Here is a 17,819-nt window from a genome sequence, read left to right as displayed (position 1 = left end):
CGTTCGTTTATTCAACGTAAAAACGTTATAATACTAGTGTAAAGTTCGAATTATTTAAGAGGGGGCTTTTTTTCATGAGTGCAAAAATTTTAGATGGAAAGCAAATTGCAAAAGATTATCGTCAAGGTTTACAAGATGAAGTCGAAGCATTAAAACAACAAGGGTTTACACCGAAATTATCCGTGATTTTAGTTGGAAATGACGGTGCAAGTCAAAGCTATGTACGTTCTAAGAAAAAAGCAGCTGAAAAAATTGGTATGATTTCAGAAGTCATCCATTTAGATGAATCCACATCAGAAGAAGACGTATTGAAAGAGTTAGACCGCTTAAATAACGACGAAAGCGTGAGCGGTATTTTAGTGCAAGTACCACTACCAAAACAAGTAGACGAACAAAAAGTATTAGATGCCATCGATCCTGCAAAAGATGTTGATGGGTTCCATCCGATTAATATCGGCCGTTTGTATTTAGATGAAGCAAAACTCATTCCTTGTACACCATTGGGCGTTATGGAATTATTAAAACACGCAGAGATTGATTTAGAAGGAAAAAATGCGGTTGTTATCGGACGTAGTCATATTGTCGGTCAACCTGTTGCAAAATTACTTACACAACAAAATGCGACAGTGACAGTGTTACATTCACGCAGTCAAAACATTCATGATCACCTTATTCATGCAGATGTCATTGTCAGTGCTGTTGGACGTCCAGGAATGGTTACAAAAGACGATGTCAAAGAAGGCGCCGTTGTTATCGACGTTGGGAATACACCAGATGAAAACGGCAAATTAAAAGGCGATGTTGACTATGAAGCGGTCAAAGAAATTGCTGGTGCGATTACACCTGTTCCGGGTGGCGTTGGACCAATGACGATTACAATGGTATTAAACAACACATTAATCGCTGAAAAAATGCGTCGTGGTTTAGAATAAGATTTGTGTTATAAATAAAGCGTGCGATCTTCATTGATTGCACGCTTTTTATGGCTAAAAAAGGTAAGCATTAAGGTTTAGATATGATATAGCAGGACAGGTAGCTCATTTTGTTCAAAACCTCTCGTTATACTGACCGTTCCTAGAGCAAGTTAATATCAAAAGATATATATGCGATTTTTATCTAGGATGAGCACATTATCATCAGTACACTTAATATGAAATAAGCCTTATAAATAGATAAAAAACTCAATCAAAATAAGCACAGGAATACAAACGCCTAACCAAACTTTCTCATTATAAGAACCATATTTTATGACATCATAAATTGCAAAGATTAGGAAGATAGACAAACCAATATGGTAGAGCCATACAGATTGATACATGTAATTAAACAACATAACAATTAAAAATATAAGCACACCAAAAAAACTTATTCTTCTCATTTTCACACTTTTCACACTCCAATGTCTCTCTTATCCATTTTATAACTTATTATATATATATATGCAAATTTGATTTGCATTTTTATCTAAATGGAGTGATTTTTATGAAAAGAATTCGAGCTAAGGTTTCTATTTTATCTATTGTAGCAGTGCTCACATACGGTCTTATTTTACCATTGATTCCTGGTAATACCTTTTCACATCACACACACAGCCAAGCCAAAGCAGCGAGTAGTTGGAAATATCTAACAACTACAAGTGGAAATACAAAAGGACGAAATTTAGCATGGAAAATGTCTACAAATGCATTGATTGCGCTTGTTGCTAAAGGATTAGGTGGTAGTTATCTAGGAACTGCTGCTGTCGGTGGCTTATCGACATTTTCAAATGGTTTTTTAGGTACAGATAAAGTTTTATATTACACTGACACGATATACGAAAGAAGAACACCGGTTGGACCTGAATGGAAACATAGTATTACATTTTATAGTAATAAAGCTAAAACAAAGAAAGTAGGTAGTGGACAAGTCATTCAAAGAACATATTCAAAAGCTTATGATACTAACAAAGAAGAAATTGAATAAGCACTTGAAACAACCTAAAAACTATAAAAAAAGTGAGACGGTATATATACATCCCACCACAAAGGTTGAGAATCTAAAAAAGCACATACGCCGCATTTGGCGTATGTGCTTTTTCTTATTCGGTACCACCTTAGAGGTGATGACCGTGTGCACCTTGCATAACCCAGTATGAACCGATAACTGTAACAAGTGTGATAATAATGGCGAAAGTAACTTTTGCAAGTTGTAATCGACCATCTTTACCTTCAGTTAAGTGCATGAACATAAGGAGTTGTAAAAATGCTTGGATAAATGCAAAACCGAAAATAATCGTAATTTTAGCATTTAACGTTAATGATGTGTAAAGTGTCACGAAAACTGCAAGTAACGTTAATATAATTGAGGCGATAAAGCCTATTGTATGTTTTACTAAAGTACTCATCCGCTATACACCATCCCTATCATATATACGGCAGTGAAGATGAAGATCCATACAACATCTAGGAAGTGCCAGTATAAACTTGAAATAAATAACTTCGGTGCATTGTATTTATTCAATCCACGTTTTGCCACTTGGATCAATAAGCCTGTAATCCATACAATACCTAAAGATACGTGCAGACCGTGTGTTCCAAGTAAGATGAAGAAACTTGACCAGTATGATCCGATTGTTGGGTTTGCACCTTCATGCGCATAGTGTGCGAACTCGAAAATCTCAAATCCAACGAATCCGATACCTAACAATACTGTGATTGCCATCCAGATCATAAGTAACTGTTTCTTTTCTTGACGCATGTAGTAAATCGCAATACCACAAGTATAAGAACTTGCTAAAAGTAAGAATGTCATAATTAATACAAGCGGAAGTTCGAACAATTCTGTTGTCATCATACCGCCGTAGCTTCCACCGTGTTGCAAGATTAACAGTGTTGCGAAAAGCGTACCGAAAAGAGCAAATTCAGCTGTAAGGAAGATCCAGAAACCTAGCTTGTTTAAATTTCCTTCATGCGTACGTGAATCAATTGTAGTGATTGAATTATTACTCATGACTCATAGCCTCCCTTTCTTCCTGACGTGCTTTTCTTAAGCGTGCTTCGTTTTCAGCAATTTCGCTAGCAGGAATGTGGTAACCATAATCTTCTTGGAAACTTCTCCAGATCATTAATCCACAGATACCTACCAATGAAAGAATCGCTGGAAGGATTGTTTCAAATACTAAGAAGAATCCTCCAATGAAGAAGAAGATACCCATCCAGAAACCGATGTGTGTATTATTCGGCATATGAATGTCACTGTAATTGTGATTGTCTAAATAATGTCTACCATGTTGTTTCATTTCAACAAATGTGTCGATATCATCCCAATCAGGTGTAACCGCAAAGTTGTATTTAGGTGGGATTGCAGATGCCGTAGACCATTCTAAGCCACGACCTAAACCGCCCCAGTTGTCACCAGTTGCTTCACGTGGTGCTTTAATATGGCTGTATACAATGTTTCCTACGAAGATAAGGAAAGCAATTGACATCATAGCCGCACCGACTGTTGAGATAACGTTCAATAAGTACCAACCGTCTTCTGGCATGTAAGTGTATAAACGACGTGGCATACCATCAAGACCAAGAACGAATTGTGGTAAGAACGTTACGTTGAAACCAATCATAAAGATCCAGAAGAACCATTTGTTCGGTTTCTCAAATAATTTGTATCCCATTGCTTTTGGATACCAGAAAATCATTGCAGCGAAACATGCGAATACAACACCGGCTACGATTGTGTAGTGGAAGTGTGCCACTAGGAAATATGAGTTGTGGTATTGATAGTCCGCAGACGCCATTGATAACATAACCCCTGTTACCCCACCGATTACGAAGTTCGGAATGAACGCAAGTGAGAATAACATTGGTGATTCGAATGTAATACGACCTTTGTGTAATGTGAATAACCAGTTAAAGATTTTCACACCTGTTGGTACAGAGATTAACGCTGTACTAATTGAGAAGAATGAGTTAACTAATGCACCATTACCCATAGTGAAGAAATGGTGAACCCATACTAAGAAACTTAAGAATGCGATACCGCCAGTCGCCCATACCATGCTTTGGTGACCGAATAGACGTTTACGCGCAAACGTTGGAATAATTTCTGAGTAGATACCGAATGCTGGCAATACAAGAATGTAAACCTCAGGGTGCCCCCATACCCAGAAGAAGTTTGCCCAAAGCATTGGCATACCACCGTTAGCTACTGTAAAGAATGCAGTGTCGAAAATTCTATCAGTAGTCATTAATGCAAGTGCTACCGTAAGTGGTGGGAATGCTAATAAGATAATTAACATTGTAATGAATGTTGTTACAACAAACATTGGCATTTGCATAAATTTCATACTTGGTGTTTTCAATCTCATGATTGTAACAAAGAAGTTGATACCAGACGCTAGTGTACCAAGACCTGCAATTTGGATTGCGATAAGGTAGTAGTTTACACCAGGTCCCGGACTAAACTCGCCAGCTAATGGTGCGTAGTTTGTCCAACCTGCAGCAGGAGATCCACCAATGATAAATGAAAGGTTGAATAATAACATACCTGCTACGAATAACCAGAAACTAATGTTGTTTAGTACTGGGAAAGCAACGTCACGTGCACCAATTTGTAATGGAATAAGAATGTTCATTAAACCAATCACAAGTGGCATCGCCATGAAGATGATCATGATTACACCGTGCGTTGTGAAAATTTCGTTATAGTGATTTGATTCTAAGAATGGGTTGTCCGGTACTGTTAACTGGATACGTAATAGAATTGCATCAATACCACCACGTACGAACATTAACACGGCACAGATTAGGTACATTAAACCAATCTTCTTGTGGTCGACTGACATGAACCATTCCTTGTATAAGTATCCCCAAAGCTTGAAGTACGTAATTGCTGCAATGACACCAATTACTAAGAACGGTGCAGCGATTTGAGCAGCGGTAATCATCCAGTTACCTTGTACTAGAAGCTCATCCCATGGAAAGTTCATCATTAATGTCCACCTCCACTTTTGTGATCTTTATGTGCCTCAGCATTTTTGGCACCTTTTTGCATTGATTCCATTTCGTCCATTGTATGTTTCTCTTCCTTCTTGAACTCATTGTTATATGGTTCATCATTTCTCAGGATAGCAGGTTTCATACCATGACGTGGATAGTTTTCATTCGTAACCGTCACTTTACGTGCTGGTTTATTTGGTTCGCTTAAAACGCCCTCTGCTGGATCTTTATGGAAATTCATATCCTTTTGAACAAAGTTGAAACGTTTATATGCATGGAAAATGTATTCCGGATCAGCTGCCGGGTCAACAAATGCCATGTGCGTACCACTGAATGTTAACTCTTCGTTTTGTGTGATAGGTAAAAGTTGTTTATCGAAAGTATCTTGATCAAGTACTTTCTCAGATTGCGCTTTTTTCACCCATGCATCGTACTCTTGTTGACTTACAGCATGTACTTGGAAAGTATGACGTGAGAATCCTTCACCATTGAAGTTTGAGTTACGTCCACGATATGTGCCTTCCTTGTCTGCTTGTAAAGTCCACTCCATTGTCATTGCAGTCATCGCATATTTTTGACCATGAAGTTGTGGAATCCAGAAACTTGTCATTGCGTCCATTGCTTGAAGCTTGAACGTAATTGGACGATTTGTAGGAATTGTTAAATGGTTCACTGTTTCAATTTTTTCATCTGGATATGCGAAGAACCATTTGTAACCACCACTTACTGCATAAATAACGATTGGATCGTCTTCAGCTTTCGGCGGCTCCTCAAAATCGTAAAGTGTTTTAACAGTTGGAATCATTAATGCAATTAAAATAAGTACAGGAACGATAAACCATACTGTTTCAATTATTGCGTTGTGGTGCATCTTACCTGATTCTGTTGTTTTCGTATAACGGTACTTCCAAGTGAAAACAGCAAAAAGGATCGACACAACCGCAACAATGCCAACCATGAAGATAATTGAGTAAATGATTAAAAATCTCAATTCACTTGCTTGTGGCCCTTTTGGGTTTAAGACTTCCATATTAGAACAGCCTGTTAAGAAAAACAGTGTTCCAAACGTTAGAAGCAAAGACTTTAATTTTGACACTTTTTTAACCTCCTAATACTAGTAATGTAGGGCTTACATCAATTTTAAAATAATATGTAATATTTACAAGAGGGTTTTTGTGATTTTACTAAATAAAAATTGAAAGAGATGTTGAGACTCTAGGCGTGGCTTGGGATGAAGGCACCTCGGAAAATATGTGTACATTTTGTGAAGTAGTTCAAAAAGATTCATTTCTCTAAAATTTGGCGGAAATCAAGCGGCAGTAAGCATTGGAAACGCTTTCTAAAATGCGCTAATTGAAAATGCTTATCAATAAATCAAGGGGATTTTAATTGCAGATATAGGGAATTTACTAGTAGTGCCATACTTTTTTGATTTGTACAATTAATACTAGATTACAAAACAAAATAAAAAAGACTGAACAATGTAAGCGGTTAACCAATCAGTCCGCTACTTGTCAGCCTTTTGAACTTGCGTTATCTCGGTGCGTCAACCACTTTGATGACACGTGAAGATGTTTCAATGGCACCATCTGAGTCCATGACTTGATATTCTAGTTGATATGTACCTTTTGTAGACGTATCAAAATGACCATTGACCTTTATTTTGTCAGTCAAATCGCCGTCTTCTTTGTCAAATGCAGTAACACCAGCTAATGGGTTGTATGTTTTGCCCACTTCAACGATAGTATCTTCTATTCCTTTAATAGATGGTACTGTATTGGATGTTGCTTCCACACTGAGGTTTGGCGTAACGAGCGTTGCTGAAACACCAATAGCTGATAACGATTGAAGTAATTTGTTCATTATGTGTGGTCCTCCATTCTGTATGTACTGTCACAACCTATTATACATTTTTTTGCGCAAGATGGAATCCTACTATGGACTTATAATTTTTAAAATTTTTGTAAACGCTTGTTATCTCACTAACTACCTAAATGTTCATTTTATTTCCTATATAAGGTAGTTTCGTGAATAATATAAAGTAAATACCTTTAAGGAGTGATTGTTGTGTTAACACAAGAAGAGAAAGGGATTATTTTAGAAACAGTTCCCGTATTAAAAGAAAAAGGTACGGAAATCACATCACGATTTTACAATAGAATGTTCAGTCAACACCCTGAATTACGTAATATGTTTAACCAAACAAACCAAAAGAAAGGTTTTCAATCAACTGCATTAGCGCAATCAGTATTAGCAGCAGCAATGAACATTGAAGACTTTACGCCAATCGTACCAATCGTCAAAGAAATTGGTTATAAACACTGTGCATTAGATGTACGTGAAGAACACTACCCTATCGTTGGTGAAAACTTATTAGCAGCGATTCAAGAAGTGGTTGGCGTTGATGAAAATCATCCGATTATCAAAACTTGGGCGAAAGCTTACGGCGTTATTGCAGATGCATTTATCTCTATTGAAAAAGATATTTATGCTGGCATGGCTTGGGAAGGTTTTAAACCATTCAAAATTGATAAAATTGAAGATGTGACACACAACATCAAAGCATTCACTGTTGTATCAGATGAACAAGATTTAAGCCAATTCGTCCCTGGTCAATATATTACAGTAGACGTATCAAGCGAAAAATTACCTTACCGTGCAAAACGTCACTACTCAATCGTTGATGGCGGCAAAGATTTCATCACATTCGGTGTGCGTCGTGAAGTCAGCGAAGGTCACGAAGGTGAAGTTTCAACAATTTTACACGATGAATTCAAAGCAGGCGACATGATTAACTTATCAGCGCCAGTAGGTGGTTTCCAAGTACACAATCCAGAAAAACCACAATTATTCCTAGGTTCAGGCGTAGGTGTGACACCTTTAGTATCTATGTACCGTCATGCAGCACAAGCAGGTTCAAACGTTAAATTTATCAACGTTGCGGCATCAGAGAAAGATATTGCTTTCAAAGCTGAACTTGATAAAATCACTGCTGAAGCAAAAGACGCAACATTACACACACATTTACGTGACCAAGAAGGTTACTTAAAAGCCGCAGAACTAAAAGACTACTTAGCAGACGATACAGAAGTATACATCTGTGGTGGTACGCCATTCTTACAATCAATGATTCAAGAATTAGCGCAATTAGGCGTTGATGAAAACCGTATCCACTTTGAAACATTCGTGCCACGTTTAAGCGTTGCCGTTTAATAGACACACTAAAAGGACTGTCAGCCAACTCGGGTGCAGTCCTTTTTCTATACGCATTAAAAAAGTGGAACAGCATGTCGCCACCCCACTTTTTACATTATCTTACTTAGTGATCCATGCCTTTCACTTTACCTGTTTTAGCATCGATAATCACTTCTGATTCTTTATTTTGATCTACCAATTCAACTTCATATACAAGCTTGCCATTGTCGTGGTTAAGTTTCCACTGTTTAAGATCGCCTTTCATTTCTTTTTGTGCTGTTTTGATCGCATCTTTATATGAAACGACGCTATCTAAATCTACTACTTTTTGCTCTTGCATATCATCTTCAGTTTCTTGTTCAGATGTTAAGACTTTGTTATCTTTGTCTGAAACTTTAACTTCCGCTTCATTTTGACCATTTACAAGATCAATTTTGTAAACCCATTCGCCATTATCTTGTTTATACTCAATGTTTTTAACTTGACCATCAAATTCTTTTTGTGCAGTTTCAATCGCTTTTTCAGGTTCAGTTTGGATGTCTTTCACATCCGTTGTCATATTATTCATTTGGCTAGACTGCTGATCATTAGATTGTGTATCGTTTTGATTATCTTTGTCCATATCATCATTTTTATCTGTTGATGTTTGAGATGTTTGTTGCTTGTCCATTTGTTTTTCTTGTTTGTCGTCATCATCATTACCACACGCTGCTAGAACGAGACCTGCCGATAATAATAAACCTAAAATTTTAAATTTCATATTTGAGTTCCTCCAAAGTTTTTTATCTTTCTGGTTAGTTTATACCCCCTCTTCAAAATTTAACACCTCATTATTGAAATATCAGTCCGAAGTATGAGCGTTAATGGCGGTTCTTTACCATAGTTCATAACTTTTATGACATGAATCTGATAGACGGTCAAAAATATCTGTATTGTGTTTATCAAGCAACTTTTTCATAATTTCTGTCTAAACATTTTTATACGCTCTATAATAACTTGTACAATCGGTTGTAAATCATTGAAAGTCATCTATAAAATGCTATACAATGAAATATGATTTAACTTTAAACTCTATATTAGGAGCAATGTTCGATGAATCGATTACTCAAGTATTCTTTAATTTTATTAGCATCAATGCTTGTAATTGTTCCTACAATTTTTGGTTTTATGTTATTAAATTCGTCAAAACATGCTTTTGATGATTCCTTTTCTGAAAATGACACACATCAATCTAAATTAAGAACGTCAACAGTCGATGCATCATCTGATCCTGTCTCAATTTTATTTTTAGGCATTGATGACAGCAGCACGCGTCGTGAAAATGGTCAAAGTGCCGAGCAATCACGTACCGATGCGATGATACTATCGACACTTAATCCTGACTCTAAACAAATACGGTTATTAAGTATTCCGAGAGATACGCTAAGCTACATTCCGCAAGTTGGCTATTACGATAAAATGACACATGCACATGCGTATGGCGGACCTGAAGCAACAATGGATACAGTTGAAGCCAATTTAAATGTCCCTGTTGACTATTACATCCGTATTAATATGGAAGCATTTGTCAAAACGGTTGATGAATTAGGCGGTATTGAATACGATGTTCCGTATGACATAGATGAACCGAATACTACCGATCAAGGTCGTATTAAACTCAAAAAAGGAAAACAGTTATTAAACGGTGATCAAGCTTTAGCGATTACACGTACGAGAAAGCAAGATTCTGATTTAAAACGTGGTGAACGCCAAATGGAAGTTTTAAAAATTCTATTCCAAAAGGCGCAAAATACGAAATCACTCAGTAAACTGGATGACATTATTGAGATTGTAGGTAAAAATTCTAAGCATAACTTATCGTATGAAGAAATCCGTGCTCTTGCAGCCACATATTTAACTGGCGACGCAGACATTAAATCTCAACAATTACAAGGTGAGAATGAATTATTAAATGGTATTTATTATATCAATCCAGATGAAGATGAACTGATTAAAACAGGTAATAAACTAAGAAAAGATTTAGGACTTGAACAATTACAAGATGATGACTTTTTAATACATCGTGTTATCTATCAATATGGTGCCATTCCACCTCTCGCGGAAATTGACGCATTTTTACTAGATGATGCATTCCGTTTGGATGATGATGAAAATGACACTGAAGACACAACCGATGATAGTTATCAATCATCTGACACGAATGAGCAGGATCCTTATGCAGCGCCTGACACACAAGAAGACTATCAATATGCGCCAAACACTTATTATTAATGATTACCACTAGGAGGTCCTTACATGACACGCCATACACAAGAAAAGATTCAACAAATTAATGGCATGTTTAACATGTTAGAACAGCAAATTATTCACAGTAAAGATATGGCTCATTTTCGTAATGAATTGTTTTTTGTCAATCATGCCCATCGTGAAAACTACGAAGCACTGTTACTTTATTATAGTGACAGTGAAACGAACCCTATTATTGATGGTGCATGCTACATTGTGGCATTACCAGAGATTTTTGATGCGATTGACGTATTCAATGCCCCACTGCCGTTTTCGTGGGTATACAACGAAGAAGGTTTAACACCTGAAATGACAAATTTGAGCGTCCCAATACAATATCTCGTTGCAGCAGCACTTGAAGTAACCGATGTGTACGTTTTTAAACCATCTGGGTACACAATGGGACTGAACAACTGGAATTTAGTACAAATGCGTATTTTTTGGCAGTATACAGCACTTGTAAGACGAAACGCATCGTAAAATAAAATATGTTATTTAAAGCGAGAAATATAATCCTTCTATCGTTAAGTTGTGATTTATATCTCGCTTTTTTTGTTTTTCTTTGTATTCATTGCATCCTAAATAAAAGTTCTATAATATAAACACATTCCATTTATAAAGGACGTGTTAAAATGTTTAAACAAGTAACGACTGAAAAAGAATATCAAGATGTCCTAGCGATACGAGAAGCTGTCTTTATTGAAGAACAAGGCGTATCGCGTGAAGAAGAAATAGATCAATACGAAACAACTGCACATTACATTATTGGATATGATACACAAGGGCAACCGATGGCAACTGCGCGTTATCGCGGCGTCGACACAACAGCTAAAATTGAACGCGTTGCTGTTATGAAAGGTTTTCGTGGTAAGGGCATCGGCAAACAACTAATCCTAGCACTCGAACAAATTGCATCAGACAATGGCTATCAACATTTTAAGCTAGGTGCACAAACACATGCGATCCCTTTTTATGAATCATTAGGCTATGAAGCATACGGTGATATTTTTATGGATGCGGGTATCCCCCATCGCTATATGGAAAAATATATTACAACGACATAACAAACTGAAAACAAATACGCAATCAACAAGTCATATTTAGAAGTTATGAGATTCCAACTATCATTATTACGATTTATTTTGTAAATGCTGACAATATTAAAGTTAAATTACAATCTAATTAAAAAACCCAAATTATGTGCACAAAGTCATATAATAATGGTAATCATCTTAATTACAGATTTACGATATTAAAGGAGAAATGAAATGGTTAAAAAATTTGGGTATAAGACACCAACTATGGTCGCATTAACAATCGCCGGAACAGCTATGACTGCACACAACGTTGATGCTGCCGAAAACGCAACTGCACAAAAAGCACCAGTAAACGTATTGAACGACCAAGTTGCAAAACAGCAAGGGGAAGCTGCAAAGCAACAAACAACAGAAAATACGACGCAAATTGCTGGAACACAAAAGTATCAAGACCCTTCACAAGTTCAACTTGATACAGCGAAAACGACTGAAACAGCGACGAATGACAGCACAGTTAACAATACAGAACAAGCAACAGCTGACAATGCAAGCGTAACTGAAGCTGACGCAACAACTGAAGAAGCAGAAACAGCATTAACACCTGAAGAAGCGCCGATTAATGAAGCTGACATTCAATTGCATACGGAAGCTGAAATTGATCAAGCCGCAACACAACCAGTCGCGACTGAAACACCTGTGAATGACACAGCAGTCACTACAAATGAACAAACTACACAAGATGTTGCACCTACAACACAAGAAACGACACCTCAAGTGGATAACGTTGCACTTTACAACAACACAGTAGATGCTGAAGAAGATGTTAATCCTAACGGTCCAACACCGCCTCGTATCGGTGGTAAAGGTGGCCCTGCAACAGGAACAGCTTTCCGTGCAATGACAACACCACGTCAGACATTAACACCAACATACAAACCAAAAGTAAACTCATCAATTAATACGTATATTCGTAATAAAAACTACACAGTGCCTCGATATGAAGAAAATTATTCTAGCTATATTCCTCGCTATGGCTATCGTGGTGGTGTAGGTAAGCCTGAAGGTATCGTCATTCATGATACAGCAAACGATTCATCAACAATCGATGGCGAAATTGCATACATGAAACGTAACTACAATAGCGCTTTCGTTCACGGCTTCATCGATGGTAATCGCATCGTTGAAACACAACCAACAGATTACCTTGCATGGGGTGCTGGTTATCAAGCGAACCAACGTTTCATTCATATGGAGCTAGTACACGTTCATGACTATGATTCATTCGCGCGTCAAATGAATAACATGGCGGATTACGTTGCAACAAACTTACAATATTACGGATTACAACCAGATAGTGCTGAATACGATGGTCGTGGTACAGTTTGGACACACCTTGCTGTTTCAAGACATTTAGGTGGGACTGACCACGTCGACCCACACGGTTATTTACAAGCACACGGTTATAGTTACGCTGAATTATATGACTTAATCCAAGAAAAATATCAAACAAAAATGGGTATCACAAGACCTGCTGGCTCAGCACCGGCTGTGACACCAAGCAAACCAAAACCTGTTACACCATCAAAACCTGCTACATCACCAACTGTGTCGAAAAATAATTTAACAGTTGCGCAAGATTTAGGTTATGGTCGTATCAATGCAAGTAACAGTGGTCTTTATTCAACAGTTTATGATCAAAAAGGTAAAACAACAAACCGTACGAACCAAACATTGAAAGTAACAAAAACTGCTAACTTGAACGGCAACCAATTCTATTTAGTGACAGATGCAAAATCTAATTCATTAATTGGTTGGGTGAAGAAAGGCGACGTACAATATCAACACGCACAAGCTGAGCAAGCTTTACGCAAACAATATACAGTGAAACCAGGTACGGTTGTATACAGTGTGCCTTGGGGTACGAACGCACAAGTGATTGGTTCAACGTCAAAAACAGCAAAACAATCATTTGCATCTCAAAAACAACAAAAAATCGGTAATACGCAATGGCTTTTCGGTACAGTGAACAAAATGACTGGTTGGATTAATTCAAACAGCATCGTTGTGGCACCAGCACCGAAACCAACACCAAAGCCGACACCAAATCCAGCTACGAAACCAGCTGTTGTCTCACCATTAAAAGTTGTAAATGATACTGGTATGGGTCGTATCAATGCTACAAACAACGGTTTACGCGTATCTGTATACGACAAGTACGGTAAACAAACGACAGCAACAGATCGTACAATGCGTGTTTCTAAAAAAGCTTCACTGAACGGTCAAGATTACTATTTAGTGACAGACTACTTATCAGGCACACATATTGGTTGGGTGAAAAAACAAGACGTCAACTACCGTCAAAGTGAATATGCGCAAGTTATTAACCAACAGTACACAATTAATCCAGGTAACAAATTGTTCGCAGCACCATGGGGTTCTAGCAAACAAGTGACTAGTACTGTTACAGGTCATGGCGCACAATTGTTCAAAGCTGTAAGACAACAAAAAGTTGCAAACAGTATTTATCTTTACGGTACAGTGAATAACATTGCAGGCTGGGTTGACAAAAATGCGCTAGCCCTTCCGAAAACAGCGGCTAACGTTACAGCTAATGTTTCAAAAATCGGTCGTCTTAAAACGAACAATACAGGTTTAAGAGTGACAGTTTATGATAAAACAGGTAAAAATGCAGCATCATATGCAGACAAAACATACAAAATCACAAAAACAGCATCAGTTAATAACCAAAACTTTGTATTACTTCAAAATACAAATGGTAAAACACCTCTTGGTTGGGTAAAAGCTGATGAAGTGTTCAGTCAATCGCTTGGTGCAACAAAAGCTGTTAAAGCATCATATACAGTAAACAACAAAACAAACGGTCTTTATTCAATGCCTTGGGGTACTGCTAAGCAACGTATCGACACATTGAAACAACTTGCAAATCGTACATTTAACGCAACGAAATCAGTTGTTGTTGGTAAAGACACATTCTTATATGGTAATGTGAACCGCAAGACTGGTTGGATTAACAGAAATGATTTAACACCATTAAAAGTCACACCTGTTAAAACAACGGTTACGAAGCCTGTTACAAAACCAGTAGCAAAACCTGTTTCAACACAAACATTGAACAACTCAAATCATTATTTTGTGTTCAATAATAAAGGTTACTACTATGCACATGCTGGAGATACAAAAGCAGCTGGTTCATTAAGCAAGTACAACGAAGCGTTATTTAAAGTGAATAAATCTTCAATTGTTAATGGTATCACTTGGTACTACGGTGCATTCCAAGATGGCACAACTGGTTGGGTAAAAGCAGCTGACTTACGTTCACAATTGATTAAATACTACAAGTCAACATACACACTTGATCAAGCCGTGAACAAGCAACAAGCGTTAACACATAAGCCACAAATCCAACATATTGCGGGTAGATGGCAAAATGCAACACGTGAAGAAACACGTCGTGCTATGGATACGACACGTATTGCGAAAGATCCAACAGAAAAATATCAATTCTTGAAGCTGAACCAATATCAAGGTTTAGAAGCAAGTGATTTAGATAAGCTGTTAAAAGGTAAAGGTATTTTGAACGGTCAAGGTCAAGCCTTTAAAGAAGCGGCTATTACGCATAACATTAATGAAATTTACTTAATCTCACATGCCCTATTAGAAACAGGTAATGGCACATCACAACTTGCTAATGGTGGCTATGTGAATGGTCAAAATCAAATTGTTAATAATCCTAGCAAAAAATATTACAATATGTTTGGTATTGGCGCATTCGACCACGATGCTGTGCGCAGTGGTTTCAAAACAGCACAAGCAAATGGTTGGGACACAGTAAGAAAATCAATCGTTGGTGGCGCGAAGTTTATTAAAGAGAAGTATATTGGCACAGGTCAAAATACACTTTATCGCATGCGCTGGAATCCACATAACCCAGCCGTACATCAATATGCGACTGATATTACTTGGGCAAGCCATAACGCTAAACGTATGAAAAACTTCTACGATCAAATCGGTGAAGTTGGTAAATACTTTGATGTAGACACTTACAAAACAAAATAAAGCTAAATTAAGGGCGTTGCATTTTTCCGTGCAACGCCCCTTTTTTAGGTGTCTGTCTTTGATGCTGGATAGATAATTATAGGTAGAAACAGCTGGACTTATCTAAGCGTACGATTTTGATGGATTGTGCGCTTTTTCAGTACCATCATTTCTTTATTGCTCGCTTCGGCTTATGCTGCAAGGCGTCTCGCAATTGGAACGATCGTTTTATGATGCTAAATACATACGTCACCCCAATAAGTTGTCCCAGCTATTATACAACGAAGCGTTCATATCCTTTAACTACGTGCCTTTTGAATATCAAAAAAAGTGAGACAGCGTATGCCATCTCACCCATATATCTCTAAGCTATTTTTTGGTTTGATTTGCTTTAATTTCTTTATCTAATTCTTCTACAAGTCGTTGAATCCCTGGATGTTCTAAATGAATGCCATCGTAAGCGAAGTATTCTGTATGTCCGACGCCTGCTGCATACCAATCAACTAATGTCACATGTTTATGTTTTTTCGCTGTTTTTGCTAACAAGTCATTAACATGATCACGATAGTCTCTCGGTACGGTCGTATTGATCAAATAAACATCTGCTTTATCAAAAAACTTCACGAGTGACTCAATTTGATTTTTGTCAAAGTCCCCGTTCGTCCCAATTTGAATAACAACAACTTGCCCTGCTTTGTTATATGCTTCATAGTTAGGCGCTATATCCAACGCTTCACCCATCGAACGCCCTACTTGTGCATCGATTGTTGGCGTCGTGTAGTGTTCATCTAAGTAGTAGCCCATTCCGACTGTTAACGAATCACCAATAAACAATGGCGATAGTTTTTTCGCATCAAATGCTTCGGTCGTTGTTTTCGGCGATTCTTTCGGTGTCTCTGGTTTTGGACTATCCGCTTTTTTCTCCGTTTTGTAAGCTTGCATTTTTTGTTCTTGTTTTGCCAAGCTATCAAATTGACCGGCGAATACCAACCCCACCATAACGACTGCTACTAAAATTAATGGCGTACGAATCATAGATGTGATGCGCGCTTCTTTCAAATAAAATGCACGCAGTCCATGTCTTCTGAATGGCGTTTCGACAAAGCGATATGAGACTTCCGCCATTAAGAACGTCAATGCCACGTCTAACAGATACATATAAAATGGATATTGCCCTGCTACAAAATGTTTATGAAGAAACGTAATAATAACAAAATGCCATAAATACAAACTATATGAACGTTTCCCAATATAGACGAATAGAGGGTTTCCCATTACTTTAGCAAGTTGCCCTTTCGGTTGAACGACACTTGCAATAATCAATAATGTTAAAAGTGAAATGACGTAGAAGCCCCCACTGTATAACCAAAATTGTTGCTCGTTTACAATCAAAAATAATGTCAGCAATCCAAGTAATGCAACGCTACCTAATATATCAACAGTTAGACGGCTTGTTTTAGCTGGCTCTGCTTTTAATTTGAATGCTGGCCAGATGAAGGCGAACATCACACCGAGTAACAAAGTTTGTAGACGTGTATCTGTTCCAAAATATGTACGTGCATTATTCGCATCAGGTACTGATAAATGAAACATCCAAAATGCGGAAAGCAATGACACAACGAAAAATGCGACAACGACCCATTTTTTACGCTTGAATATTTTAAGAAAAGCTAGTAATACTAACGGATAGAAAATATAAAATTGTTCTTCAACAGCTAATGACCAAAGGTGCTTCAATGGCATTGGCTTAAATTGATCAAAATAATCAATATCTTGGAAAATGTACCACCAGTTTGAAACATAAATCAATGCTGCGACTGCATCGCCTTTGATTGCTTTTAATATTTCCGGCTCAAATATCACGACGTAAATGACTGAAAATAATACAACAAACAACATCGCTGGAATGAGACGTTTAAAACGTTTGAGCCAAAAAGTGATTAAATCAATGCGACCATAATTCTCATATTCAAATAATAAGAGTGATGTAATCAAATATCCTGAAATAACAAAAAAAGTATCCACACCTAGAAAGCCACCTGATAACCATTGGGCATTGAGATGATAAATGATAATGCCAATTACAGAAATAGCACGCAAACCATCTAATCCCGGCAGATACCTCGGTGGGTGTTGTAGGCGTTTCAACTCTGAGAAATTCTTATCAGCCATAGTGATGTATCTCCTACTTTAGTTTTTATTTTATCGTCAAAACAATCGTACATTTTTTAATTTACCATATCTCTTTATTGTTGAGAACTATAGGTGT

At 37.4% G+C, this 17,819-nt stretch carries 14 protein-coding genes; 7 read left to right on the top strand and 7 right to left on the bottom strand.

All coding sequences use genetic code 11. The annotated features are described in order from the left end of the window. Positions 1 to 74 precede the first annotated feature (74 nt). Positions 75 to 932, top strand: a complete 858-nt coding sequence (folD, locus tag TP70_RS09880) for a bifunctional methylenetetrahydrofolate dehydrogenase/methenyltetrahydrofolate cyclohydrolase FolD (RefSeq protein WP_044361350.1) — start codon at positions 75 to 77, stop codon at positions 930 to 932. Between the two features lie 550 nt (positions 933 to 1,482). Then, a complete protein-coding gene (locus TP70_RS09870; protein WP_044361348.1) occupies positions 1,483 to 1,962 on the top strand; it encodes a hypothetical protein in 480 nt (159 codons plus the stop codon). Between the two features lie 130 nt (positions 1,963 to 2,092). On the opposite strand, the gene qoxD is transcribed toward TP70_RS09870, so the two are convergent. The 5 genes from qoxD to TP70_RS09845 form a co-directional block, all read right to left on the bottom strand. Continuing rightward, positions 2,093 to 2,383, bottom strand: a complete 291-nt coding sequence (gene qoxD / locus TP70_RS09865) for a cytochrome aa3 quinol oxidase subunit IV (protein WP_044361347.1) — start codon at positions 2,381 to 2,383, stop codon at positions 2,093 to 2,095. Further along, positions 2,380 to 2,988: a cytochrome aa3 quinol oxidase subunit III gene (gene qoxC, locus TP70_RS09860; RefSeq protein ID WP_044361346.1), complete on the bottom strand. Its 609-nt coding sequence runs from the start codon at positions 2,986 to 2,988 to the stop codon at positions 2,380 to 2,382. Before qoxC ends, qoxD begins: the two co-directional genes overlap by 4 nt. After that, complete coding sequence (qoxB, locus tag TP70_RS09855; protein WP_044361413.1) at positions 2,981 to 4,966, bottom strand: cytochrome aa3 quinol oxidase subunit I; 1,986 nt, start codon at positions 4,964 to 4,966, stop codon at positions 2,981 to 2,983. Before qoxB ends, qoxC begins: the two co-directional genes overlap by 8 nt. A 2-nt stretch (positions 4,967 to 4,968) precedes the next feature. Then, the gene (qoxA, locus tag TP70_RS09850) at positions 4,969 to 6,072 is read right to left on the bottom strand and encodes a cytochrome aa3 quinol oxidase subunit II (protein ID WP_044361345.1); all 1,104 of its coding nucleotides are present in this window, start codon (positions 6,070 to 6,072) and stop codon (positions 4,969 to 4,971) included. Between the two features lie 437 nt (positions 6,073 to 6,509). Beyond that, positions 6,510 to 6,839, bottom strand: a complete 330-nt coding sequence (locus TP70_RS09845) for an immunoglobulin-like domain-containing protein (RefSeq protein WP_044361344.1) — start codon at positions 6,837 to 6,839, stop codon at positions 6,510 to 6,512. A 204-nt stretch (positions 6,840 to 7,043) separates the two neighbouring features. Here TP70_RS09845 and TP70_RS09840 point away from each other — a divergent pair, with 204 nt between their 5' ends. Next, entirely contained in the window at positions 7,044 to 8,189 is a 1,146-nt protein-coding gene (locus TP70_RS09840) for a globin domain-containing protein (protein ID WP_044361343.1), read from the top strand. Positions 8,190 to 8,295: 106 nt separating this feature from the next. Here TP70_RS09840 and TP70_RS09835 read toward each other — a convergent pair whose 3' ends face one another. Beyond that, the gene (locus tag TP70_RS09835; protein WP_044361342.1) at positions 8,296 to 8,931 is read right to left on the bottom strand and encodes a PepSY domain-containing protein; all 636 of its coding nucleotides are present in this window, start codon (positions 8,929 to 8,931) and stop codon (positions 8,296 to 8,298) included. 332 nt (positions 8,932 to 9,263) lie between these two features. On the opposite strand from TP70_RS09835, the gene TP70_RS09830 reads away from it, so the two are divergent. The 4 genes from TP70_RS09830 (at position 9,264) to TP70_RS09815 (ending at position 15,571) form a co-directional block, all read left to right on the top strand. After that, positions 9,264 to 10,442, top strand: coding sequence for an LCP family protein (locus tag TP70_RS09830; protein WP_084207697.1), 1,179 nt, complete (start codon positions 9,264 to 9,266; stop codon positions 10,440 to 10,442). A 24-nt stretch (positions 10,443 to 10,466) separates the two neighbouring features. Further along, the gene (locus TP70_RS09825; protein ID WP_044361341.1) at positions 10,467 to 10,937 is read left to right on the top strand and encodes a DUF2538 family protein; all 471 of its coding nucleotides are present in this window, start codon (positions 10,467 to 10,469) and stop codon (positions 10,935 to 10,937) included. Between the two features lie 152 nt (positions 10,938 to 11,089). Beyond that, positions 11,090 to 11,521 carry a GNAT family N-acetyltransferase gene (locus TP70_RS09820; RefSeq protein ID WP_044361340.1) on the top strand — a complete coding sequence of 144 codons (432 nt, stop codon included), beginning with the start codon at positions 11,090 to 11,092 and terminating at the stop codon, positions 11,519 to 11,521. A gap of 204 nt (positions 11,522 to 11,725) precedes the next feature. Further along, the gene (locus TP70_RS09815; protein ID WP_044361339.1) at positions 11,726 to 15,571 is read left to right on the top strand and encodes a GW dipeptide domain-containing protein; all 3,846 of its coding nucleotides are present in this window, start codon (positions 11,726 to 11,728) and stop codon (positions 15,569 to 15,571) included. Positions 15,572 to 15,919: 348 nt separating this feature from the next. Here the strand turns inward: TP70_RS09815 and TP70_RS09810 are convergent, their stop codons facing one another. Beyond that, positions 15,920 to 17,722 (bottom strand): acyltransferase family protein, encoded by a 1,803-nt coding sequence (locus TP70_RS09810; RefSeq protein WP_044361338.1) that lies wholly within the window; start codon positions 17,720 to 17,722, stop codon positions 15,920 to 15,922. Between the last annotated feature and the right edge of the window lie 97 nt (positions 17,723 to 17,819).

The organism is Staphylococcus microti (genome assembly GCF_000934465.1).
Lineage (GTDB): Bacteria > Bacillota > Bacilli > Staphylococcales > Staphylococcaceae > Staphylococcus > Staphylococcus microti.
The sequence above is the reverse complement of the archived record's forward strand: the minus strand, read 5'-3'. Positions and strand labels throughout refer to the sequence as shown.